Source organism: Halobacterium jilantaiense, assembly GCF_900110535.1.
GTDB lineage: Archaea > Halobacteriota > Halobacteria > Halobacteriales > Halobacteriaceae > Halobacterium > Halobacterium jilantaiense.
Map to the genome: position 1 here is coordinate 1,299,737 of NZ_FOJA01000001.1, position 22,000 is coordinate 1,321,736.

The window sequence follows — 22,000 nt, forward strand, 5'->3', positions numbered from 1 at the left end:
GTGGCGCTCGACCCCGGCGAGTACGACATCTCGGAGCTCGGCCCCGCAATTCAGGGCGTCGAGAACGTCGACGAGCTGGAGGCGATTCTGGAGGCGGAGAAGGCGGGCGAGGACCGGGTCGGCGCGAAACGGCTCGTCGAATCCCGCATCGAGAAGTTCCGCGAGGACGGCGACGGCGGCGACGGCGGCTTCGACCCGTCGGAGATGAGCCCCGCCGACATCGCGAACGCGCTACAGGACGTCGACAGCGTGGAGCGGCTACAGGAGATACGCGAACTGGAGGAGGACGCCGAGGACCGCGACAACGTCCTCCGACTCGTGGACAAGCGCATCGACTCGATTCAGGGCAGCGACGAGCAGACGGTCGTGGAGCGCGACCCGCCCGAGGAGCGCCACCCGGACCTCGACCACCCGACCGCCGACAAGCAGTACGTCGAGGACCTGGCGGACGGCACCTACCGCGACATGTGGGTGTACTGCGAGACGACCGACGGCGAACTGCTGGACGTCTCCCGGGAGATGCTCGGGAAGGCGCGCCGGCTGATGGACGGCTACAACGACGAGTACGGGCGAGACGAGCGCGTCGTCGGCGTGCTGCTCGGCGACGGCGTCGCTGACCTCACTGACGAGGTGGTCGCACTCGGTGCGGACGTGGTGGTCTATCAGGAGGACGCCGAACTCGGACGGTTCCGGCACCAGCCGTACACGGAACTGTTCTCGGGGCTGGCCCGGGCGGGCGGGGAGTTAGACGATGAACCGGACGCCGGGGACTCGTCGTGGCGGGACTACGACGAGCCCCGGTACGTGTTGTTCCCGGCGACGAACAACGGCCGGGACCTCTCGGCGCTCGTGCAGGCCGAACTCGACTCCGGGCTCGCCTCGGACTGCTCGGGGCTGTACATCGACGACACGGTCGTCTCGAACCCGGCGAAGACCGGACGGGAGGGCGACAAGCGCGAGTTCGAGGCCGTCCTCCACATGAAGCGCCCGGACTTCTCGGGATTCGAGTACTCGACCATCCTCTGCCTGGACAACCCCACGCGGGAGTTCCACCCGCAGGCGGCGTCGGTGATTCCGGGGAGTTTCGAGGCACCGGAGCCCGACCCCAGCCGCGAGGGCGAGACCTACGAGTACGACTTCGACCTCCCCGAGGAGTGGTTCGGCGTCGAGGTCACCGAACACGACGAACTCGACTCGGGCGTCGACCTCACCGGCCACGACGTCGTGGTGGCGCTCGGCCGGGGCATCGGCGACGACCCCACCGAGGGGATGGAACTCGGCCTCGAACTCACGGACGCCTTCGCGGACGCCGCGCTCGGCATCACGCGGGGCATCGTCACGTCCTCGTACGACTTCGACGGCCACGTCGAGCAGTACGCCGCCGAGGAGCGCCAGATCGGCGAGACCGGCCAGGTCGTCGAACCGAAGCTGTACGTCGCGGCGGGCATCAGCGGTGCCGTCCAGCACAAGGTCGGGATGGACGAGTCCGACACCATCGTCGCCGTGAACACGGACCCGGACGCCGACATCCGGGACTTCTCGGACTACTACGTCCGGGGCGACCTCTTCGAGGTGTTGCCGGCGCTCACCGAGGCCCTGGAGTCCGGCGAGCTGGACGAAGCCGCCCTCACTGCCGGAGGTGTCGGCGATGACTGAACACGAGCACTACGAGGCCGTCGTCGTCGGCGCGGGACCGGGCGGCGCGGCGGCGGCGGCGACGCTGGCGGCCAACGACGTGGAGACGCTCGTCCTGGAGCGCGGCGTCGACGCCGGCGCGAAGAACGTCAGCGGCGGCCTGCTGTTCGCCGAGGCGGACGCGCCCTACACGATGGACGACCTGTTCCCCGACTTCCGCGAGGAAGCCACGGAGCGCCCGGTGACGGAGTCGTACATCCACAACGTCGCCGGCGACCGGGTCCACACCATCGACCTGGAGGGCGTCCACACGAAGGGGACTGCGTGGTGTGACGCCGTGCTCCGACGGAAGATGGACTCGTGGCTCGCCGAGCGCGTCCACGAGATGACGCGAGAGACCGGTGGCGGCCTCCTCACCGAGGTCCGGGTGAACGGGCTCCTGCGAGAAGCCGGCGAAATCGTGGGCGTGACCTGCGACGAACTCGACCCCATCCGGGCGGACGTCGTGATTGCCGCGGACGGCGTGAACTCCGAGCTGGCGCGGGACGCCGGCCTGATGGACTGGGACGACGCCGGCGACTACTTCCAGGGCGTGAAGGCCGTCGTCGACCTGCCCGAGGGCGCGGTCGAGGAGCGCTTCGACGTGAGCGAGGACGAGGGGGCGTCGCACCTGTTCGCGGGCGACCTCTTCGACGGCGTCCGGGGCGGGGGCTTCCTCTACACGAACGAGGACACGCTCTCGGTCGGGACGGTGTTCCACCTGGACTCGCTGGCCGACGAGCGCGCCGAACCCCACGAGCTACTGAACAGGCTGCTGACGCACCCGCTGCTCGCGCAGTGGCTGGACGGCGACGACGACGAGGTCGAGTACTCGGCGAAGCTCGTGCCGGACTCGAAGCACATGGCCCACCCCGCGCCCCACGAGGACCGGCTGCTGCTGGTCGGGGACGCCGCGGGTCAGATGCAGGCCCAGGGCCCCATCATCAAGGGGATGAACCACGCCGTGTCCGCGGGCGGGCTCGCCGCGGAGGCGTTCGTCACCTCGCGGACGCGCGGGAACGCGACCGCGGGCGAACTCTACGAGCAGAAGCTCCGCGAGGAGGGCGTGATGGACGACCTGCGGCCCGCGCGCTACCGGGCGTCCAGCGCCGTCACCGAGCACGAGACCGTCGAGCAGGTGACCGAGGCGCTCGTGGACTCGCCGCTCGGCCGGCTGGGCGTCCGGGCGCTGGCGGGGACCGTCGAGCGGCTGTTCAACTCCCCGTTCGTGCTCGGCACAATCCCGGACACGAAGACCTCCTACGTGACGGTTCCGACCGTGCTCGCGGAGGAGCTCGGCGAGCGCGTCACCGGCGAGTCCGACGTGGAGCCGCCGAGTCTCGCCGACCGCATCGGCGACCTGACCTACGATACGGACGTCGGGAGCGCGCACATCGAGGTCCGCGACGAGTCCTACGCGGCCAGCGGCGCGGCCGTGACGGCGTGTCCCGTGAGCGCCGAGGACTTCGGCGGCGGCTGCTATCGCTCGGAGACCGTCAAGTCCAACGGCGACGAGGAACGCGTCGTGAGCCTCGACACCCAGCCCTGCGTGGAGTGCGGGACGTGTGCGGTCGTCGCGGACACCGACTGGGAGCACCCGCGCGGCGGGAAGGGCGTGGAGTTCCGGGAGGGATGACCGCAGACGGCGCGGGCACCGAGTCGGGCGAGCGGTCCGCGTACTGGGAGCGCGTGCGGGAGTTGGCTGCGCGCGCGGAGCGCGACCGGGCGGGCTTCGCGCCGCCGCCCGACCCGCCGGACGAGTCGCAGGCGATGCGCTACCTCCGGACGGGCGTCGGCCCCGCGGTTTCCGTCTACGTAGAGGGGCGCACCGGCGGCGACCTGGCGGCGTTCAGCGAGACGGAGGTGTCGCTGCTGGAGGACGCCGTCCGGACGTGGCTCGGGCTGTACGCGCGCTGCTACGGCGTCGAGCGGGACGTCGACGTTTCGCTCCGGCAGGCCGCCGAGGTGCTCGTCGACACCCGGAACGTCGCGGACACGGCGGCGCTGCTGACACGCGTCCCCGAAAGCGGGTCGCGTTAACATTTGACAAAAGACTAAGTACTCGCGTTTTGTATGAACAATTATGATGGATACCGAGCGCCGCCTGGAGTTCGGCCACGACGACCGCGAGCAGGTGTACAACTACGTAGAGCGCCACGGCGAGTGTTCGTTCGACGACCTCGAGTCGAGTCTCAGAATCGACCCGCGAGGCATCAGACACCACGTCGCAATCCTGCGACGCGACGGCTACCTCACAGTCGAGGACGACACCGTCGCCGTCGCGTTCGACGACGCGGCGGCCGAGGAACACCGCGCGGACGACGTCGAGTTCGTCGTCCGGCCCGCCCGCCAGTCCGACCTCGCCGGGCTGGTGGGGGCGATTCGTCAGGTCGCCGACGACGGCAGCTACATCGAGGCGGAGTCGGTCGCCGACGTCGTCGACCACGAGGACGTGCTGCTGCGGCACAACGAGGTCGAGGAGCGCATGTTCTTCGTCGCCACCGTCGGCGAGGACGTGGTCGGGTGGGTCCACCTCGCCGGCTCCGAACTGGAGAAACTCGCGCACACAGCGAAGCTCACGGTCGGCGTCATCGAGACGTACCGCGGCCACGGCATCGGCAGCCACCTCCTCGAACGCGGTCTGGAGTGGGCGCAGGGCCGCGGCTACGAGAAGCTGTACAACAGCGCGCCGTCGACCAACGAGGACGCCATCGCGTTCCTCGAAGCGCGCGGCTGGGAGGTCGAAGCGCGGCGCGCGGACCACTACCGCCTCGGCGACGACTACGTGGACGAGGTGATGATGGCTCGCCGGCTCTGATGGACTGCGCGGAGGACGGCTGCCGGCGGCCGGCGGCCGTCCGGGTGCACGACCCGCGAGGCGACGACAGAGACGTCTGCCTCCCGCACGCTCGCAGCCTCGCCCAGCGCGAGGGCGTCGTCGCAGCGCCCATCGAGGACGCCGACGCGGAGTGGCCGTAGCTACTCGTCGTCGAGCAGTTCGCGCTCGATGTCGGGGCTGCCGCCGGTCGCGCCGGAGAGCCCGCGAGTCAGGGTGTCGAAGACGACGGTCAGCGGCCACAGCAGCAGGCCGACGTAGCGCATCGGCTTCGCGACGCGGAGCGCCCACGACTCGGCGTTTGCGAGCCCCCAGGACTTCGGGAGAATCTCCCCGCAGACGAGCACCAGCGTCGTCGCCGCGAGCGTCGTCCCGGCGACCGCCAACTGCGGCGGGAGGTACGCAACCAGGAGCACGGTGAGGATGCTCGATATCGCGATGTTCACGACGTTGTTCCCGACGAGGATGGTCACCAGCAGCCTGTGTGGGTCCGCGCGGAGGTCAGCGAGGTCCTCTCCCCGGACGTCGCCGCCCGCGAGTTCGGCGATACGGTCGTCGGACAGCGAGAACAGCGCAATCTCCGTGCTGGAGAAGAACGCAGACACCGCCAGCAGCACGGCGACGCCGGCGAGCGACGATAGTACGGTGGCATCGACCATAGCGCGGTCGACGGCGGGCAGGCGGAAAAGCCGTGGGTCGGCGCGGGTGCTGCGTGGGCCGCGCCGGCACGAACACTTTTCTCCTGCCCGTCCCCGCCTGTCGGCATGGAGGCCGTCGAGACGGCCGCGCTCTGGACGCACGTCGCGGCCGGCGTGCTCGCGCTGATTGCCGGCGGGCTGGCGCTCGCCACCGAGAAGGGCGGACGGCGGCACGTCCGGGTCGGTCGCGTCTACGTCGGCTCGATGGCCGTCGTCGTCGCGACGGTGGTGCCGCTGTTCGCTGTCGACCCGACGACGTTCCGGGCGTTCCTCCTGCTCGTCGCGGTGTTCAGCGGCTACTTCGTGCTGTCCGGCTATCGGGCGCTCGCCCGGAAGCGCCCCGGAGACGGCCCGACCGCCGTCGACTGGGCCGGTTCCGGAGCGGTGCTGGCGGCGTGTCTCGCGCTCGGTGTCTGGGGCGTCTGCCTGCTCGCCGACGGCGACTCGTTCGGCGTCGTGATGGCGGTGTTCGGCACCATCGGTGCGCTCGTCGGCGCGGCCGACCTGCGGGCGTTCCGCGCGGACACCGACGGGCCGTGGCTCGTCAGCCACCTCTCGCGGATGGTCGCCGGCTACATCGCGACCGTGACCGCCGTCGCCGTCGTGAACGCCGGACCGGTTCCGGACGTGCTGGCGTGGCTGTCGCCGACGGTCGTCGGCGTGCCGCTCATCTGGTACTGGCAGGCGGTGTACGGGGACGCGGGGCCGCTCGCCGGCCGCGTGTGAGGAGAGAGCCACCGGACCGCTGGTACGGGGAACGCGTTACTCCGACCACTCGGCGTCGGCGAGCGTGCGCTGGACGGCTTCCTCGCCGACGGCGGCCGCGAGCGTGCGGAAGCCGGCGCGCTCGGCGCGGTCGTCGGCGTCCGCCACCAGCCGGGAGACGATGAACTCCGGCGTGGACTTCCCGACGGTGTCGAAGCGCGGCTGGTAGTCGACGAGCAGGTCGAGGTCGCTGTCCAGCCCCTCCGCGAAGATGCCGTCGAGGCGGGCGGCGTCGGGCAGCGGTTCGAGGTCGTCGGCGAGGTGCGTGACGAACACGCCGAGGGCGTCTTCGTCGACGGTGAGCGTGACGAGGCCGTGGAGGAGGTCGGCGGCGCTGCCGGGCTCGGTGATGGCCTCGAACTCGTCGACGAGCATCAGCGTGCGCTCGCCGGTCGACAGCGGCGGGACGACCGAGTTCAGCGTGGCCTCCAGCACGCCGGCGTTGAACGAGGCGTGGCGGCGGTGGAACACCACCGAGTCGATGCGGCCGACCTGGGCGCGCGCGGCGGGCACCGGGAGCCCCATCCGAGCGAGCAAAGCGACCTGACAGAGCGTCTCCAGCAGCGTCGTCTTCCCGCCGGAGTTCGCGCCCGTCAGCACCGTCACCCGGTCGCCAGAGGGCGCGCCCGCCAGTTCGTGGTCGCCGACGGCGTACGTCACCGGCTGGACGTCCTCGCCGTCCGCTTCGAGGGCGACGTTCCGGGCGTCCTCGACGGCGAGCGCGTCCCCGTCGACGAACTCGGGGCGCGTGAGGTCGTGGGCCTCGGCGAACCGCGCCAGCGAGAGGTGGAAGGCCAGGTCACTGACGGCGTCGACCGCGGCCTCGACCTCGTCGCGGGCCGCGGAGAGGTCGCCCCGCAGGTCGGCCGCCACGTCGCGCTCGCGGTCCGCGGCGCGCTCCCGGACGTCGTCGGCGAGGTCCCGCAGGGTCGTACTCACGAAGTCCGCGGCGTCCGCGGCGTCGGCAGACATCGCCTCCCGGACGAGGCGCGACTCGACGCTGGCCTCGTCGGCGACGTACTGGACGAACGCGGTCCGGAACTCCTCGGTCCCCTCGACGCCCTCCGAGCGCACGGCTTCGAGCACGTCGAAGGTGTCGCGTTCGAGCGCAGAGAGCGTCTCCGCGCGCTCCCGGAGTCGGTCGAGTTTCGCGTCCGCGCCCGCCCTGACACCGTCGTCGCCGAGGAAACGGAGCGCGTCGGCGGCCGCCTCCAGCGCCTCGCGGTCGAGGCCCGCGACGGACGCGAAGACGCCGTCGGTCGCGCCGGCGTCCCGCAGCGCGAGCGCCGTCCGCACGGCCGCCCGCCGGCTGTCGCCGTCGTGTTCGGCGAACACCGACAGCACGGACGCTCTGGTGTCCTCTCCGAGGCCCCGCCAGGTGTCGCGGGCCGCCTCCACGCGGTCCAGTCGCTCGGTCATCTCGTCGCGGTCGGTCAGCGGCGTGAGCACCCGGATACGGTCGCCGGCGTGGCGCGTGACGGCGTGGGCGGCGACGAGTTCGACGAGGTCCTTGTACACCTCGCGGGTGTCGTCGGTCGCGAGCGCGTCCAGCCCCGCGCCGCCGTTCGCGCGCCGCAGAATGCGCGTCGCCCGCCCCCGCGAGATGCCGGCGTCGACGAGCGCGCGGACGTCGGCGGACTCGATGGCGTCGACGGCGTCGGCGGTCCCCAGCTCGGTCTCCAGGCGCTCGGCCGTCTTCGGGCCGACCCCCCAGTACGCTTCGAGTCGCATACAGCGGGGTCGGCGGGGCGGCGACTAAGCGTTAGTGGTCTCTGCGAGCCGCCGCACCGCGGTCCGGTCGGGAACCGCGCCCAGCCCGCCGGTCTCGGTGGTCGCGAGCGCGCCGGTGGCGGACGCGAACGCCAGCGTCTCGCGCAGTTCGGCGGGAGACAGTCCGGGTTCGAACCGCGAGAGCGCGCCGGCGCAGAAGGCGTCGCCAGCGCCAGTCGTGTCGGTCACGTCCACGTCGAAGGCGGGCAGCGAGTGCGTGACGCGCTCGCCGCTGTCGGTGGCGTCGGAGACGACCGTCGCGCCTGCCGACCCGCGCGTGAGGAACACCGTCGACGGGCTGCCGGCGAGCAGGTCGGCGGCTGCGGCTCCGGGGTCGTGGCGCGCGAGTTCCCCGAGACCGAGCGGCGCGAGGTCGGCGGCGCTACAGCACACCACGTCGGCGGCGGCGAGGAGCGACCCGAGCGCGTCGGTCGCCTCGTCCGGGTCCCGCCAGAGCGCCGGCCGGTAGTTCGGGTCGACGGAGACGACGCAGCCGGCCTCGTCCGCGCGGCGAGCGAGGTCGAGGGTCGCCTCGCGGCCCGTGGGATTTGCGAGCGCGACGCCGCCGACGTGCACACAGTCGAACTCGGCGAGCGCGCTGTCGGGAACAGTCCCCGTGTCGAACGCGAGCGTGGCGGTGTCGCGCTCGTAGAAGGAGAACGACCGGTCGCCGTCCGGCGTCGGGGAGACGACGGCGAGCGCGGTCGGCGCGTCCCCCCGGACGACGAGGTCGTCGGGGAGGCCGTGGTCGGTGAGGGCGTCGGCGAGGAAGTCGCCGAACGGGTCGCTGCCGAGTCGCGTCCAGAACGCCGGCGGGCCGCCGAGCGCGGCGAGGCAGGCGGCGACGTTCGCGGGCGCGCCGCCGGGCCGGTGGACGAACCCCGCGACGTCGGCAAGGTCGCCGTCGCCGTCCGGGAACAGGTCGACGAGCGTCTCGCCGGCGACGAGGATTCGGTCGGTTCGCACGCCTCCGCCGACGGCATCCGGGTACTTAGTCTTCCGCTGGTGCGAGCGGCCGCCCGAGACCGACGCGTTATTTCCCGTGGTCCGCCAACGCTGAGCCGATGAGCCTCGATGTCACTGCCGCTCGCGTCGTCCACGCGGTGTTCGGTGCCGCGTGGACCGGGAGCACCCTCGCCGTCGCGCTGTTCGTCGTCCCGGCCGCGCGCAGCGGCGTCCTCGACGCCGCGCCCGTCGAGTGGATCGCCGACCGCTTCACGAAACTCAGCGTCGCGAGCGTCCTCGTGATGTTCCTGTCCGGCGGCCACCTCGCCGGGAACCTCTACACGTTCGAGGTGCTCGCGGAGTCCTCGCGGGGCCACCTCGTCCTCGGCATGACCGGCCTGTGGCTGGTGCTGGCCGGGCTGGCGCACGTCGCGACGAGTCGGCTCACCGCCGACGGCGTCGACGTGGCCGCGGCCGCCGACGACGCGACCCCGTGGTTCGGGGCCGCCGGCGTCGTGAGCGTCGCGCTGCTCGTGCTCGCCGGCCTGCTCTGAGGGGTCGCTGTCCCCGGAATCGGTGAGCATAACAGCCGGCGTCTCGTTCCCGTCGGGCATGGACGCGGCGCTCGGCCCCCCCGAGGCGATGGCCGACAGCGAGGGCGACCTGACGCCGATGATGAGCCAGTACTTCGAGCTCACGCGGCGCTACGACGACGCCCTCGTCCTCTTCCAGGTGGGGGACTTCTACGAGCTGTTCTGCGAGGCCGCCGAGGCGGCCGCCCGCATCTGTGAGGTGACGCTGACCGCCCGTGAGGACTCGACGGGGCGCTACCCGATGGCTGGCGTCCCCATCGACAACGCCGAGCCGTACATCGAGGACCTGCTGGACGCCGGCTACCGGGTGGCGGTCGCCGACCAGGTCGAGGACCCCGACGAGGTCTCGGGGGTCGTCGACCGCGCGGTGACTCGCATCGTCACGCCGGGCACCATCACGGAGGACGAACTGCTCGCGGGCGCGGACAACAACTTCGTCGCGGCGCTGGCCTCCGACCAGGTGGAGCGACGCGCCACCGAACGAACGAGCGGCGACAGCCGCGAGTACACGGGCGGCGGCTTCGGACTCGCGCTGCTGGACGTCTCGACGGGCGACTGTTACGCGACGAGCCTCGACGACGAGACCCGGGTGCGGGACGAACTCGGCCGGTTCGCGCCCGCCGAACTCGTCGTCGGGCCGGGGGTCGCGCCGGACCGCTTCGCGGACGAGGCGTTTGTCGCCGAGTACGACGACAGCGCCTTCGAGCACGCCAGCGCCCGGGAGCGCGTCGCCTCCTACTTCGGGAGCGTGGACGCGCTCGCCGCCGACGCCGAAGTACGGGCCTGCGGCGCGCTGCTGTCGTACGCCGAGTACACGCGGGGCGGAGAGGGGCACCAGCGCCTAGAGTACCTGAATCACGTCACGCGCTACGACCCGCGGGAGTACCTCCAGCTGGACGCCGTCGCGCTGCGCAGCCTCGAACTGTTCGAGCAGCGCAGCGTCCACGGCGCGAACGGAACGGCGCTCGTGGACGTGCTGGACGAGACAGCGTGCGCGCTCGGTCGCCGCGAACTCACCGACTGGCTGCGACGGCCGCTGGTCGACCGCGAGGCCATCGAGGCGCGCCACGACGCCGTCGGCGAACTCGTCGGCGACCCGCTCACGCGGGAGGAACTCCACGAGCACCTGCGGAACGTCTACGACATCGAGCGGCTGGTGTCCCGGGTTTCGCGGGGCCGGGCGAACGCCCGGGACCTGCGCTCGCTCAAAGACACTCTGGACGTGGTGCCCGAAGTGCGGGGCCTCCTCTCCAATGCCGACTGCGAGAAGCTCCGGGACCTGCGTGCCGAACTGGACGACCTCCCGGAGATTCGGGACCTGCTGGACTCGGCCATCGTCCCGGACCCGCCCCAGGAACTCACGGAGGGCGGCGTCATCCGGGACGGCTACGACGACGACCTCGACGCCCTCCGCGAGACCGAGCGGTCGGGGAAGGCGTGGGTCGACGACCTCGAAGCCAGCGAGCGCGAGCGCACGGGCGTCGACTCGCTGAAAGTCGGGAACAACGCCGTCCACGGCTACTACATCGAGGTGACGAAGGCCAACACCGACGCGGTCCCCGACGACTACCAGCGCCGCCAGACCCTGAAGAACGCCGAGCGGTACGTCACGCCCGAACTCAAAGAGCGCGAGGAGGAAATCGTGCGCGCCGAACAGCGCGCCCAGGACCTCGAATACGACCTGTTCTGCGAGGTCCGGGACCGCGTCGCGGCCGAGGCCGAGCGGATGCAGAACGTGGCCCGGGCACTCGCTGCGCTGGACGCACTCGCGTCGTTCGCAACGGTCGCCGCCGCCCACGACTACGCCCGGCCCGAGGTGGGCGGCGACGGCATCCACGTCGAGGGCGGCCGCCACCCGGTCGTCGAGCGCACCGAACCCGGGTTCGTGCCGAACGACACGGACCTGACCGACGACCGCCGCGTCGCGGTCGTCACGGGCCCGAACATGAGCGGGAAGTCAACGTACATGCGGCAGGTCGCCCTGATAGTGCTGCTCGCGCAGGCCGGGAGCTTCGTCCCGGCTGCCGACGCCCGCCTCCGAGTCGTCGACCGCATCTTCACGCGCGTCGGCGCGAGCGACGACATCGCGGGCGGCCGGTCGACGTTCATGGTGGAGATGACCGAGTTGGCGTCGATTCTGCGGGCCGCCACCGACGACTCGCTGGTCCTGCTGGACGAAGTGGGACGAGGGACGTCGACGACCGACGGCCTCGCCATCGCGCGCGCCGTCACCGAGCACGTCCACGACGAGGTCGGCGCGACGACGCTGTTCGCCACCCACCACCACGAACTCACCGCGGACGCCGAGCGGCTCCCGGACGCCGTGAACCTCCACTTCGCGGCGACCAGGACGCCGGAGGGCGTCACGTTCGAACACGAGGTCAGCGAGGGTGCCGCGACGGCGTCCTACGGCGTGGAGGTCGCTCGGACGGCTGGCGTCCCCGACGACGTGGTCGAGCGCGCCCGCGAACTCCTCGACGCCCCGGAGCCGGCGGCCGAAGAGGACACTGCGAGCGAGCGCAGCGAGGCCGCGACCAGCGACGACGGAGCGGCGTCGAGCGACCTGGCCGAGCGGCTGGCCGACGTGAACGTCGCGGAGTTGACGCCAGTGGAGGCGCTGAACGTCCTCAACGACCTGAAGCGAGATATCTGAGCGACCGCACAGGAGACAACGAGACGCCAGTATGGCGTCCCTACCACCGATTTGACCCGCCATACGGGACGAAAGCGACGCCCGGCTTTTTCGGGTTCGCCGCCGACACCACTACTCCGGACTCCGGGTCGCTGGCGGGCCGACAGCCGGCGACGACACTTCGGCGGGTAGTGTCGCCGCACTCGCGGCAGGACACCCGCGGACGCGGCCAGCGCACAACCACAACCAAGACACCATGAACCGACGAACGTTCCTTCGGACGACGAGTCTCGCGGCGGTGAGCGCAGGACTCGCGGGCTGCACCGGGACGAGTGACAGCGACGGTGGCGACGTGGACGTCTCGACGACTGTCGTCCGGAACGCGCCCGAGAACCCAGCGCCGGCCGCGGACGCCGTCGGGCCGGTGACCCAGCAGGAGTCAGACGTCCTGCTGCTGGCGAACCTGGTGTTCCAGCGCGCCGGCGAGAAGGGGGTCGTCGTGGCGGGCGACGCGACGAACGACGGCGACCGGGCGTTCTCGGACGCCACCGTCGAGGTGAGTCTCTGGGACGACGACGCGGCCGAGGACGACATCGCCGACTCGGCGACCGTGCAGACGGACCGCGGCCGACTCGAGGCCGGCGACACCTGGCAGTGGGCGGCGACGTTCGAGGAGGACCCGAGCTTCGAAATCGCGCGCTACGCAGTGACGGCGACCGCCAACTACGCCGACGGGGGCGAGTAGGCGCGGCCGCTACTGGGACCAGCCCGCGTCACGAGACCTCGGAGAACGTCAGGCCGCTCTCGGCGAGCAGCCGTCGGGTCTTCTCCGTCACCCCGGGCGCGACCAGCACGCCGCGCACCGTCGCGTCCGCGTGGAGGTCCCGGCGGAGCGCCGTCACGTACCGCTCCAGTTGTGAGGCCGCCGACGGGCCGGCGCGGACGTTCTTCAGTTCCACGGCGGCGACGTTCCCGTCGGCGTCCCGGCCGTAGACATCGACGCGCCCCGCGGGCGTCTCGCGCTCGGTGGCGAGCGGCCGGAAGCCGGGTTCGACGAGGTCTGGGTCGGCGAGCACGCGCTCCTTGAGGTCGGATTCGGTGCCCGAGACGGTGGCGTCCGCACTCGCGGGGTCGAAGGCCGTCGCGGCGTGAACCGCGGAGAACTGGACGCGGAGCGCGTCCGCCGCGCCGCCGTCGGTTTCGACGACGAGGTGGTCGTCGCTCGCGTGCCCGCTGGCACGTTCGACCGCAACGGCGACAGCCGCCCCGGAGGCCCAGGCGTCGGGGTCGCGACCCGACGCGCCGTGGACGAGCAGGGTGTCGTCGGGCTTCCAGAGTAGCTGGCGGACGCCACCGGGGAGTCGGCGCTCCGCCCGCCCCGAGAACGTCGCCTCGCAGGTGCCGACCAGCGAGACCGCGAGGCCGTCGCCGGCCGCGTCGCTGGCGAAGTCGGCGGCGGCGTCGAGGCTCGGGTCGGCGAGCGTGCGCGTCACGGCCGCCGGTTGGGTGGCGGCGCGCAAAAGCGACCGGGTGTGCGCACGGCGGCCGCGAGGGAACGGGTGTCGCGAGCGCGGCCGTGGCGGGTAGCGGCCCGGTGGCGGCGGGAGAGAGACGAGACGCGGCCCCGGCACCAGGCTGTCGGAGGCGTGCCGCCGTCGAGCGGACGCCGGCGGGGCGGGTGGCACGAGTCGCCCGCGTCGGCGCGGCTACTCGCCACGTATCGCTGGTTGTGACGGCCGTCCCGTGGGTGTTCCCCCGAACGTGTTTCGCCGACGTGCTTTAACTTCCTCTGGCGACAAGCAGTAGATACGAGCGGCGACGTGCGGTGTTCTGCAGAAGACTCGCCTCGTAGCGTCGGCCAGCGGCTGCCAGACACGTCTAATATCCCACATTCGTTTAAGTGGTTCTGGCGACAAGCAGTAGATACGAGCGGCGTGACGCCGCGTTCTGCGGAAGACTACCCGGAAGCGACTGCTATCGGCACGCACCCCCGGAGACGGCGCGCTCTTTTGTCGGGCTACCGTAGCCGCGAGCGTGAGCGACACCATCACCATCTACTCGGACTACGTCTGTCCGTTCTGTTACCTCGGCCGGCAGTCCCTGAACGACTATCAGGCGACCCGGGAGGAGGCCCTCGACATCGACTGGCAGCCCTTCGACCTGCGGAGCCGCCAGCGCCGCCCGGACGGCACGCTCGACGACAGCGTCGACTCCGGGAAGGACGAGGAGTACTACGAGGAAGCTCGGAAGAACGTCGAACGGCTGCGCGACGAGTACGACGCCGACGAGATGAGCACCGACCTCGTCGGTGACGTCGACGGCTTCCTCGCGCAGGTGGCGTCGCTGTACGTCCGCGAGGAGTACCCCGAGCAGTGGCTCGCGTTCGACGAGGCCGTCTTCACGGCGCTCTGGGAGGACGAACGCGACATCGGCGACCGCGACGTGCTCGCCGACCTCGCAGCGGATGTCGGCCTCGACGGCGAGGAGATTCGCGAGGTCGTCGACGACGAGGACTGGCGGGACCGCCTGCGCGACGAGTTCGCCGACGCCCGCGAGTTCGGCATCACGGGCGTGCCGACGTTCGTCTACGACGGCCACGGGGCCCGCGGTGCCGTGCCCCCGGCCCAGCTCGAACGACTGGTCGAGGGCGTCTGAACGCGGCTACGTTTCGTCGAGGAACTCGTGGGCACCGGCTCGGAGGAAGCCGACACCGGCAGCGGCGAGCGCGCGGCGGGGCTCTGGGGACGGTCCGGCCCGCCGTTCTTTAAGTGGTTCTGGCGACAAGCAGTAGATACGAGCGGTGGCGTGCGGTGTTCTGGTAGTAATCTCGTCTCGCAGCCACGGCTGTCGGCTCGGAGTGACTGCACACGTGTCTGGGTCGTTTCGGTGTCAGTGTCCCGCGCTCGGCCGGCAGCCGTTTAAGTGATTCTGGCGACAAGCAGTAGACACGAGCGAGGATTCTCCGGATAGCGACGCCCAGTAGCGGCGTCGCCGGGCCGAGGGTTTATTCGGTGGAAGCACGGAACTGGGCGTATGCCAGCAGACGCCGGCTCCGCCATCCGGTGGGACGACGGCGACGAGCGGGAGGTCGACACCCGCACGGGCTCGGGGTCGCTCTCCCGCGCGGAAGCCCGCCGCGACTCGACGGTCCGCCAGTGGGGCGTCGTCTCCCCGAGCGCCACCGTCATCGGGCGCGCGGAGTCCCCGGACGCCGACGTCTCGGAGAGCGTGCGGCGGCTGCACGACGAACGCCACCACGCCACCGACGGCCACAGCGAGCGCGCCCACCGCCTCGACCGGCTGCGCACCACGCAAGCCCTGTGTAACGCCATCGGCGTGACGCCGTGGCAGCGAGACGTGGCGCTCGGCGTGATGGACGAGATAGATTTGACGGCGTTCGGCAGCCAGCGCGCCATCGAGAAGGTCGCGCTCGTCGCTGTCCGGCACGTCGTCGACGTCGACCGGCGCGAGTACTTCGGGCTCGACGACCTCGACGGCGCGGAACTCACGCAGGGCCGCATGGAGGAGCTGTTCGAGCGGTACAAGCGCCACGACGTCACGGACGAGCCGACGTTCCGCCGGCTCGCCGACCGCTACGAACTCGACCAGACGAGCCTGAACCGGCTGCGGCGCGTGCTCACCGACCAACTGGACGACAGGCTGCCGGCGTACGGCCGGAACACCAACCGCGACCCGCACCTGCCGTCGCTCTCCGAGGAGTAGGACCCGCGGCTGTTCTCCGCCGCCGGCGCGCTCGGACTACGTGTGCTCGGCGATGAAGTCCTCGATCGCCTGCCCACCCTGGAAGCCGTCGGCGAGCCGCGCGACCTCCACACCGTCTTCGACGAGGACGAGCGTCGGGACGCTCCGGACGTTCCACTCGTCCACCAGGTCGATGTCCTCGCCGGGGTTCACCATCGCTACGGGAACGCCCGTCTCTCTGGCGACGTTCCCGAGCACGGGCTCGATGGACTGACACAGCGTGCAGCCCTTCGTGTAGAACTCCACGAGCACGCGGTCGTGGTCGGCGAGCACGTCGTCGAGTTCCTCGCCGCCCGCCACGCGCATCGGTCGCTGGTGCTGTTCGCTCACGGGACTGGGTAGGCGACGGAGACGCAAAAGGACTGGTTCGCGGGTCGACACCGCCGCAACCCGGCTGCCGGCCGCCGCGACGCCCGGCGTCGGGGTGCGTTACTCCTCGGTCTCTTCGTCGTCCGTCTCGACGGCCTCGATGTCGTCGATGTAGGACTGGGACTCCTCGGCTTCGAGTTCGCGGTACGTCCCGGTCTCGGCGTCCACGACGGCGACGCCGACGCCCTCGCCCTGGAGCGCGCCGTCACGGCCCTCGTTCAGGGCGCGCAGCGCGAGGTCGATGCCGCCGTCGACGTCCAGGTCGGTCTCGTACTCGTCCTCGAGGAACTCCTGGATGTCGCCGCGGTTCGAGCCGATGGCGACGGCCTTCCACTCGTTGGAGGTGCCGGACGGGTCCGTCTCGAAGAGGCGGGGTTCGCCGTCCTCGACGCCCGCGACGAGGAGCGCGACGCCGAACGGGCGCGCGCCGCCGACCTGCGTGTACTGCTGGATGTGGTCGGTGACTTCCTTCGTGAGCGTGCGGACGCCGATGGGCTCGTCGTAGCGCACGCGCTCGACCTGCGACTGCTGGCGCGCGAAGTCGATGAGCTGGCGGGCGTCGGCGACGTGGCCGGCGCTGGCGGCACCGACGTGGTCGTCGACCTTGTGCAGCTTCTCGACGCTGGAGCCCTCCAGAAGCGGGGAGCGGGTGCGCTTGTCCACGACGAGGACGACGCCCTCGGGGGTGCGGACGCCGATGCTCGCCGTCCCTCGCTTGACCGCTTCGCGGGCGTACTCCACCTGGTAGAGCCGGCCGTCGGGGGAGAAGATGGTGATTCCCCGGTCGTAGGCCTGCTGCTGGTTCTGACCCTGCATGGTTTCCTTGCCGCCCTGTTGTACCCCCCGACGTAAAGGGCTTTGACATTCGGCAGTGACGCGGGCGGTCGACCGCCGCCACCCCAACCGGTCTGACACGTCCTCGAGGAAACCCCCCGAGGGAGGGGCAAGCCGTATATGGGTGTACATCCGATGTAGCATTGTTACCATGACAAACGGAACCAAGGGACTGAGCAGGCGGGACGTACTGAAGGGCACGGGTGCGGCAGGCATCATCGCGACGGCGGGCTGCGTCGACCTCGGGGGGAGCGGCGACAGCGGACCGTACCAGATCGGAATGGTCGACTCCCAGACCGGGTCGCTGTCCGCGTTCGGGGAGCGCAACCAGCGCGGCCGCGAGCTCGCGCTGTCGGCCGTCAACGACGTCGGCATCGGCGGCCGCGAACTCTCCATCAGTGTTCAGGACTCCCAGAGCCAGCAACAGACGGGCGTCAGCGCAGCCCAGCAGCTCGTCAACCAGCAGGAAGTTCCGTTCCTCATCGGGGCAGTGGGCTCGGGCGTGAGCCTCGCGATCTACCAGAGCGTCGTCCAGAGCACGGACGTCGTCCAGCTCTCCCAGAACTCCACGAGCCCGCAGCTCACCGACTACCCCGGGCTCCTCCGGATGTCGCCGACCGGGCGCACGCAGTCGACGGCGCTCGCCGACATCATCACCGAGGACGGCGGCGAGTCAGTCGCCATCACGTGGATCAACAACGACTACGGCTCCGGCATCAAGGACGCGTTCGTCGACGCCTACGACGGCGAGGTCGTCTACAACTCCTCGCACGACCAGGGCCAGTCCTCGTACAGCAACGTCGTCAGCCAGATGGCGAACACGGACGCGGACTCCTGGCTGTTCATCACATACCAGCCCGAGTTCACGACGATGACCCAGGAGGCGTACAGCAGCGGCGTCAACGAACAGGCGACCTGGTACGGTGCCGACTCCGTCCAGGGCTCGGACGTCCTCGCGAACACGCCAGACGGCAGCCTCGACGGCATGAAGGTCGTGGTGCCGTCGGCCGCCCTCGACCAGGAGAACTACCAGTCGTTCGCCTCGGAGTTCGAGAGCGAGTACGACCGCTCGCCGACCGCGTGGGCGGCGTACGCCTACGACTGCGTGGTGACGGCCGCCCTCACCATCCAGGCCGCCGACGACTTCACGGGGTCGGCGCTCGGCGACGTGGTGCGGGACGTCACGCGGCCGGAGGGCGAGACGGTGACCTCCTTCGAGGCCGCCAGCGAGATTCTCTCGGACGGCGGGAGCGCCACCGACGTGGACTACCAGGGCGTCAGCGGCCCCATCGACTTCGACGAGAACGGCGACCCGGTGGCGTACCTCCAGGTCCTCACCGTCCAGGACCACGAGTACGAGTCGACGGACTTCGTCACGGGCGAGTAGCCCCACACGCTCATGCTCGCCAGTCTCGTCGCCACCTGGAGCGGAGTCGTCGCCGGTGCGCTCGCACCGGGCATCGCACAGGGCGGACTCGACTACCTGCCACAGCTACTGAACTACCTCGCGAACGGCGTCGTGTTCTCGGCCATCATCGTGCTCGGCGGCATCGGCCTGTCGCTCGTGTACTCCATCGCGGACTTCGCGAACTTCGCGCACGGCGACACGATGACGGTCGGCGCGTACGCCGGCCTCGTCACGCTCGGAGCCATCGGCACCGCCGGTCCGACGCTGTTCGCGCTCCCGCTGGGGTTCTACGCGGCGCTGCTGGCGGGCATCGCCGTCGCCGCAGTCGTCGCCGTCGCCACCCACTACCTCATCTACGAGCCGCTGGACACGGACTCCATCGGCCTGCTCATCACGAGCATCGGCGTGGCGTTCGTCTACCGGGCGCTCATCCAGATTCAGTTCGGCACGGGCTACACGGTGTACGACGTGCCCACGCTCCGGCCGATTCCCTGGATAGAGGACCTCACCGGCATCACGCTCACGGAGCACGAGGTCGCAATCGTGCTCGTCGCGTCCGTACTCGTCGCCGCGCTGCACGTCGTCCTCCAGTACACGACGCTCGGCCGGACGATGCGCGCGACCGCCGACAACGAGGCGCTCGCGAAAGTCTCGGGCATCCGCACCGAGCGCGTCATCACCTCGATGTGGGTCATCGGCGCGGGGCTCGCTGGCGCTGGCGGCGTGTTCCTCGGGCTGTACAACCAGCTCAGCCCCCGCATGGGGTTCAATCTCCTGCTGGTCGTGTTCGCCGCCGTCATCCTCGGCGGCATCGGCAGCGTCTACGGCGCGATGCTCGGCGGCGTCGTCATCGGGATGGTGAACAAGCTGACGCCGGTGCTGTCGGACGTCGGGCTCCCCATCGAGCCGGCGTACGCCAACGCCATCGCGTTCGTCATCATGGTGCTCGTGCTGCTCGTTCGGCCGACCGGCATCGCCGGGGAGGGGGTGTCGTAGATGGCCGACGACCACGGCGAGAACGGAGCCGACCCAGCCGACGACGACAGCACTCGCTCCGCCTTCGAGGGCGGCGAGGACACCAGTCAGGAGCGCATCGAGACCGCCACGAACGTCGTGCTGGCGGTTGCGGCGCTCGGCCTGCTCGGCGGCGCGATGGTCGGCCTCATCTCGCCGGCGTACCTCGTCTTCCTCGTGTCGCTGGCGGGCATGTACGCCCTGCTCTCGCTGGGTTTGAACGTCCAGTGGGGGTACGCGGGCCTCATCAACTTCAGCGTCGCCGCGTTCTTCGGCATCGGCGCGTACGTCCCCGTGTTGCTGTCGGCGACCCGGTCCCCCATCACGGACTCGGTCCCGCCGATTGCGGGCGTCTTCGTCGCCGTCATCGTGACCGTCGTGCTCGCGCTCGCCATCGGCATCCCGACGCTGAGTCTGCGCGAGGACTACCTCGCCATCGCCAGCCTCGGCCTCGCGGAGGTCGTGCGACTCGTCTTCCGGAACCAGGCGGACTGGACGGGCGGCACGAGCGGCGTCGGCGGCATCCCCCTGTTCTTCGACGGGGTGCCCGTGCTCGAGACGCTCCCCCGCGACATCGGTACCGTCGATGTCGGCTTCTACACGCTGGGCTTCCAGTTCTGGAACAGCCTGCTGAACGCCGCAATCGTCGGTGCGTTCGTCCTCGGGTCGTTCCTCGTGTTGCGCCGCATGCACCGGTCGCCGTGGGGGCGCGTGCTGCGCACCATCCGCAGCGACGAGGACCTCGCCGAGGCGCTCGGGAAGAACACGTACGCGTTCCGGATGCAGGCGTTCGTCCTCGGGAGCGTCGTCGCGATGCTCGCCGGCGTCTACTACGCGTACTCGAACTACTACCTCACGCCCGACATCTTCGACCCCATCTACACGTTCTACGCGTGGATTGCGGTCATCCTCGGGGGCAGCGGCTCCAACCGGGGCGCGCTGCTCGGCGGCGTCGTCATCGTCACTATCGTCGAGGGGACGCGGTCGCTGGGCATCGGTGCGTCCTGGCGGCTGTTCGCGGTCGGCCTGCTCATCATCGCCGTGATACGGTTCCGGCCGCAGGGCGTGTTGCCGCCCCGGGACGAACTCATCTGGCCAGGTGCCCGCGGGGGTGAGGCCGATGAGTGAGCCAGACGCCGACCCGGCGAGCGAGCCGGCCACGGCGCAGTCGAGCGGCCGGGACGCGGTGTTGCGCACCGAGGACCTCCGGAAGACGTTCGGGGGCCTCACCGCCACCGACGACGTGACGATGGAAGTCGAGCGCGGCACCATCACGGGCATGATCGGCCCGAACGGCGCGGGGAAGTCGACGTTCTTCAACCTCGTGTCGGGGTTCTACCAGCCGGACGGCGGCAAAGTGCTCGTCAACGGCGAGGAGACGACGGACATGGAGCCCCACGAGGTGACCGAACACGGGCTCGTGCGGACGTTCCAGACCCCCCGCAAACTGGAGGGGATGACGGTGCGCGAGGCGATGCTCGTCGGGCCGCAGAACCAGCTCGGGGAGTCCGTCGTCCCGCTGTTCACGCAGCCCGGCGCGGTCGAAACCGAGGAGCGCCGGAACCTCGAACGCGCCGAGGAACTCCTCGAACGCTTCGAGATTGCGCGCCTCGCCGACCAGCCGGCGACCGACATCTCCGGCGGCCAGCTCAAGCTCGTGGAGCTCGCACGCGCGATGCTCGCCGAGCCCGACGTGCTGTTGCTGGACGAGCCGGTCGCGGGCGTGAATCCGACGCTCGCGAACAAGCTGAAAGCCATCATCCGGGAACTCAACGAGGACGGCATCACGTTCCTCATCATCGAGCACGACATGGGCTTCATCATGGACCTCGCCGACCCGATTGTGGTACTGAATCAGGGTGCCGTCCTGATGGAGGGCACCCCGGAGGCGGTGCGCAGCGACGACCGCGTCGTCGAGGCGTACCTCGGGGGTGGTGGAGATGTCTGAGCGCGTCCTCGACGTCGACTCGGTCGACTCCGGGTACGGCGACGTACAGGTGCTCGACGACCTCTCGATGCGCCTCGATTCCGAGGAAATCATCTGTCTCATCGGCCCGAACGGTGCCGGCAAGTCGACGGTGCTGAAGACCGTCTTCGGGCTGTTGACGCCCTGGACGGGGTCGGTGACGTTCCGCGACGAGGACATCACGGGTGCCGAGCCCGCCGACCTCGTCAGGATGGGGATGGGCTACGTCCCCCAGGTGGAGAACGTCTTCGGGTCGATGACCGTCGAGGAGAACCTCCGCATGGGCGGCGTCTCCCGCGAGGGCGGCGTCGACGAGACCATCGACCGGCTGTACGACCGCTTCGACATCCTCGACGACAAGCGCTCTGCGAAAGCCCGCACGCTCTCGGGCGGCCAGCGCCAAGTGCTGGCGTTCGCTCGCGCGCTGATGACCGAGCCCGACGTCCTGCTCATCGACGAGCCGTCGGCGGGCCTCGCGCCGAACATCGTCGAGGACGTCTTCGAGAACGTCCAGACGGTCAACGACCTCGGCACGGCCATCATGATGGTCGAGCAGAACGCCGTGGAGGGGCTGGGCATCGCCGACCGCGGCTACGTCCTCGACCAGGGCACCGTGCGCTTCGAGGACGACGCCGACGCGCTGCTGGACAACCCCGAGGTCGGGCAGCTCTACCTCGGCGGCTGAGTCGGCGAGCGTCGCCCGGCCGGTCCGCCGGGGTACTTGTGGGCGGGCC

The 22,000-nt window shown here is 70.6% G+C and carries 22 protein-coding genes; 16 read left to right on the forward strand and 6 right to left on the reverse strand.

Translation table 11 applies throughout. The features are described from left to right. From BMW35_RS06695 to BMW35_RS15530, 5 genes are read left to right on the forward strand one after another with little or no spacing between them, the layout of a single operon-like run. The gene (locus BMW35_RS06695) at nt 1-1,656 is read left to right on the forward strand and encodes an electron transfer flavoprotein subunit alpha/FixB family protein (protein ID WP_089668599.1); all 1,656 of its coding nucleotides are present in this window, start codon (nt 1-3) and stop codon (nt 1,654-1,656) included. Continuing rightward, nucleotides 1,649-3,310, forward strand: a complete 1,662-nt coding sequence (locus BMW35_RS06700) for an FAD-dependent monooxygenase (protein ID WP_089668600.1) — start codon at nt 1,649-1,651, stop codon at nt 3,308-3,310. Before BMW35_RS06695 ends, BMW35_RS06700 begins: the two co-directional genes overlap by 8 nt. Continuing rightward, complete coding sequence (locus tag BMW35_RS06705; protein WP_089668601.1) at nt 3,307-3,714, forward strand: DUF8055 family protein; 408 nt, start codon at nt 3,307-3,309, stop codon at nt 3,712-3,714. The genes BMW35_RS06700 and BMW35_RS06705 overlap by 4 nt, the downstream gene beginning before the upstream one ends. Before the next feature lie 46 nt (nt 3,715-3,760). Further along, nucleotides 3,761-4,492 (forward strand): bifunctional helix-turn-helix transcriptional regulator/GNAT family N-acetyltransferase, encoded by a 732-nt coding sequence (locus BMW35_RS06710; RefSeq protein ID WP_177170863.1) that lies wholly within the window; start codon nt 3,761-3,763, stop codon nt 4,490-4,492. Then, entirely contained in the window at nt 4,492-4,653 is a 162-nt protein-coding gene (locus tag BMW35_RS15530; protein ID WP_177170790.1) for a DUF8014 family protein, read from the forward strand. The genes BMW35_RS06710 and BMW35_RS15530 overlap by 1 nt, the downstream gene beginning before the upstream one ends. Here BMW35_RS15530 and BMW35_RS06715 read toward each other — a convergent pair whose 3' ends face one another. Further along, complete coding sequence (locus BMW35_RS06715) at nt 4,654-5,169, reverse strand: CNNM domain-containing protein (protein ID WP_089668603.1); 516 nt, start codon at nt 5,167-5,169, stop codon at nt 4,654-4,656. A 105-nt stretch (nt 5,170-5,274) separates the two neighbouring features. Here BMW35_RS06715 and BMW35_RS06720 point away from each other — a divergent pair, with 105 nt between their 5' ends. Beyond that, nucleotides 5,275-5,934 (forward strand): DUF2306 domain-containing protein, encoded by a 660-nt coding sequence (locus BMW35_RS06720; RefSeq protein ID WP_089668604.1) that lies wholly within the window; start codon nt 5,275-5,277, stop codon nt 5,932-5,934. A 36-nt stretch (nt 5,935-5,970) separates the two neighbouring features. Here the strand turns inward: BMW35_RS06720 and BMW35_RS06725 are convergent, their stop codons facing one another. Beyond that, entirely contained in the window at nt 5,971-7,704 is a 1,734-nt protein-coding gene (locus BMW35_RS06725; protein WP_089668605.1) for a DNA mismatch repair protein, read from the reverse strand. A gap of 24 nt (nt 7,705-7,728) precedes the next feature. Continuing rightward, nucleotides 7,729-8,709, reverse strand: a complete 981-nt coding sequence (locus BMW35_RS06730; protein WP_089668606.1) for a carbohydrate kinase family protein — start codon at nt 8,707-8,709, stop codon at nt 7,729-7,731. A 98-nt stretch (nt 8,710-8,807) separates the two neighbouring features. Between BMW35_RS06730 and BMW35_RS06735 the strand changes: the two genes are divergently transcribed. From BMW35_RS06735 to BMW35_RS06745, 3 genes are all read left to right on the forward strand, one after another. Beyond that, nucleotides 8,808-9,242, forward strand: coding sequence for a hypothetical protein (locus tag BMW35_RS06735; RefSeq protein ID WP_089668607.1), 435 nt, complete (start codon nt 8,808-8,810; stop codon nt 9,240-9,242). Between the two features lie 58 nt (nt 9,243-9,300). After that, the gene (gene mutS, locus BMW35_RS06740) at nt 9,301-11,934 is read left to right on the forward strand and encodes a DNA mismatch repair protein MutS (protein WP_089668608.1); all 2,634 of its coding nucleotides are present in this window, start codon (nt 9,301-9,303) and stop codon (nt 11,932-11,934) included. Nucleotides 11,935-12,211: 277 nt separating this feature from the next. Beyond that, complete coding sequence (locus tag BMW35_RS06745; RefSeq protein WP_089668609.1) at nt 12,212-12,658, forward strand: FxLYD domain-containing protein; 447 nt, start codon at nt 12,212-12,214, stop codon at nt 12,656-12,658. 28 nt (nt 12,659-12,686) lie between these two features. On the opposite strand, the gene nucS is transcribed toward BMW35_RS06745, so the two are convergent. Then, nucleotides 12,687-13,406: an endonuclease NucS gene (gene nucS / locus BMW35_RS06750; RefSeq protein WP_089668610.1), complete on the reverse strand. Its 720-nt coding sequence runs from the start codon at nt 13,404-13,406 to the stop codon at nt 12,687-12,689. Nucleotides 13,407-13,947: 541 nt separating this feature from the next. On the opposite strand from nucS, the gene BMW35_RS06755 reads away from it, so the two are divergent. After that, on the forward strand, nt 13,948-14,568 hold the full coding sequence (locus BMW35_RS06755) for a DsbA family oxidoreductase (RefSeq protein WP_089668611.1): 621 nt from the start codon (nt 13,948-13,950) through the stop codon (nt 14,566-14,568). A gap of 378 nt (nt 14,569-14,946) precedes the next feature. Continuing rightward, nucleotides 14,947-15,636 (forward strand): DNA-directed RNA polymerase subunit epsilon, encoded by a 690-nt coding sequence (locus BMW35_RS06760; RefSeq protein WP_089668612.1) that lies wholly within the window; start codon nt 14,947-14,949, stop codon nt 15,634-15,636. Nucleotides 15,637-15,672: 36 nt separating this feature from the next. On the opposite strand, the gene BMW35_RS06765 is transcribed toward BMW35_RS06760, so the two are convergent. Next, the gene (locus BMW35_RS06765) at nt 15,673-16,005 is read right to left on the reverse strand and encodes a thioredoxin family protein (RefSeq protein WP_089668613.1); all 333 of its coding nucleotides are present in this window, start codon (nt 16,003-16,005) and stop codon (nt 15,673-15,675) included. A 99-nt stretch (nt 16,006-16,104) separates the two neighbouring features. Next, entirely contained in the window at nt 16,105-16,860 is a 756-nt protein-coding gene (gene psmA, locus BMW35_RS06770) for an archaeal proteasome endopeptidase complex subunit alpha (protein ID WP_089668614.1), read from the reverse strand. A 169-nt stretch (nt 16,861-17,029) separates the two neighbouring features. On the opposite strand from psmA, the gene BMW35_RS06775 reads away from it, so the two are divergent. The 5 genes from BMW35_RS06775 to BMW35_RS06795 all read left to right on the forward strand — a co-directional run bounded on the left by BMW35_RS06775 (nt 17,030) and on the right by BMW35_RS06795 (nt 21,951). After that, nucleotides 17,030-18,265 carry an ABC transporter substrate-binding protein gene (locus tag BMW35_RS06775; protein ID WP_089668615.1) on the forward strand — a complete coding sequence of 412 codons (1,236 nt, stop codon included), beginning with the start codon at nt 17,030-17,032 and terminating at the stop codon, nt 18,263-18,265. A gap of 96 nt (nt 18,266-18,361) precedes the next feature. Beyond that, complete coding sequence (locus tag BMW35_RS06780; RefSeq protein ID WP_218138622.1) at nt 18,362-19,282, forward strand: branched-chain amino acid ABC transporter permease; 921 nt, start codon at nt 18,362-18,364, stop codon at nt 19,280-19,282. Next, nucleotides 19,283-20,428 (forward strand): branched-chain amino acid ABC transporter permease, encoded by a 1,146-nt coding sequence (locus BMW35_RS06785; RefSeq protein WP_218138595.1) that lies wholly within the window; start codon nt 19,283-19,285, stop codon nt 20,426-20,428. It abuts the gene before it with no gap. Continuing rightward, entirely contained in the window at nt 20,421-21,248 is an 828-nt protein-coding gene (locus BMW35_RS06790; RefSeq protein ID WP_089668617.1) for an ABC transporter ATP-binding protein, read from the forward strand. The genes BMW35_RS06785 and BMW35_RS06790 overlap by 8 nt, the downstream gene beginning before the upstream one ends. After that, nucleotides 21,241-21,951, forward strand: coding sequence for an ABC transporter ATP-binding protein (locus tag BMW35_RS06795; protein WP_089668618.1), 711 nt, complete (start codon nt 21,241-21,243; stop codon nt 21,949-21,951). The genes BMW35_RS06790 and BMW35_RS06795 overlap by 8 nt, the downstream gene beginning before the upstream one ends. The last annotated feature ends 49 nt before the right edge of the window (nt 21,952-22,000 follow it).

What these genes read in the sequence shown, in the direction of transcription:
- BMW35_RS06700 (WP_089668600.1), top strand. Translation starts at nt 1,649, where the DNA reads ATGACTGAACACGAGCACTACGAGGCCGTCGTCGTCGGCGCGGGACCG.
- BMW35_RS06705 (WP_089668601.1), top strand. Translation starts at nt 3,307, where the DNA reads ATGACCGCAGACGGCGCGGGCACCGAGTCGGGCGAGCGGTCCGCGTAC.
- BMW35_RS06710 (WP_177170863.1), top strand. Translation starts at nt 3,761, where the DNA reads ATGGATACCGAGCGCCGCCTGGAGTTCGGCCACGACGACCGCGAGCAG.
- BMW35_RS15530 (WP_177170790.1), top strand. Translation starts at nt 4,492, where the DNA reads ATGGACTGCGCGGAGGACGGCTGCCGGCGGCCGGCGGCCGTCCGGGTG.
- BMW35_RS06715 (WP_089668603.1), bottom strand. Translation starts at nt 5,169, where the DNA reads ATGGTCGATGCCACCGTACTATCGTCGCTCGCCGGCGTCGCCGTGCTG.
- BMW35_RS06720 (WP_089668604.1), top strand. Translation starts at nt 5,275, where the DNA reads ATGGAGGCCGTCGAGACGGCCGCGCTCTGGACGCACGTCGCGGCCGGC.
- BMW35_RS06725 (WP_089668605.1), bottom strand. Translation starts at nt 7,704, where the DNA reads ATGCGACTCGAAGCGTACTGGGGGGTCGGCCCGAAGACGGCCGAGCGC.
- BMW35_RS06735 (WP_089668607.1), top strand. Translation starts at nt 8,808, where the DNA reads ATGAGCCTCGATGTCACTGCCGCTCGCGTCGTCCACGCGGTGTTCGGT.
- mutS (WP_089668608.1), top strand. Translation starts at nt 9,301, where the DNA reads ATGGACGCGGCGCTCGGCCCCCCCGAGGCGATGGCCGACAGCGAGGGC.
- BMW35_RS06760 (WP_089668612.1), top strand. Translation starts at nt 14,947, where the DNA reads ATGCCAGCAGACGCCGGCTCCGCCATCCGGTGGGACGACGGCGACGAG.
- psmA (WP_089668614.1), bottom strand. Translation starts at nt 16,860, where the DNA reads ATGCAGGGTCAGAACCAGCAGCAGGCCTACGACCGGGGAATCACCATC.
- BMW35_RS06775 (WP_089668615.1), top strand. Translation starts at nt 17,030, where the DNA reads ATGACAAACGGAACCAAGGGACTGAGCAGGCGGGACGTACTGAAGGGC.
- BMW35_RS06785 (WP_218138595.1), top strand. Translation starts at nt 19,283, where the DNA reads ATGGCCGACGACCACGGCGAGAACGGAGCCGACCCAGCCGACGACGAC.
- BMW35_RS06790 (WP_089668617.1), top strand. Translation starts at nt 20,421, where the DNA reads ATGAGTGAGCCAGACGCCGACCCGGCGAGCGAGCCGGCCACGGCGCAG.
- BMW35_RS06795 (WP_089668618.1), top strand. Translation starts at nt 21,241, where the DNA reads ATGTCTGAGCGCGTCCTCGACGTCGACTCGGTCGACTCCGGGTACGGC.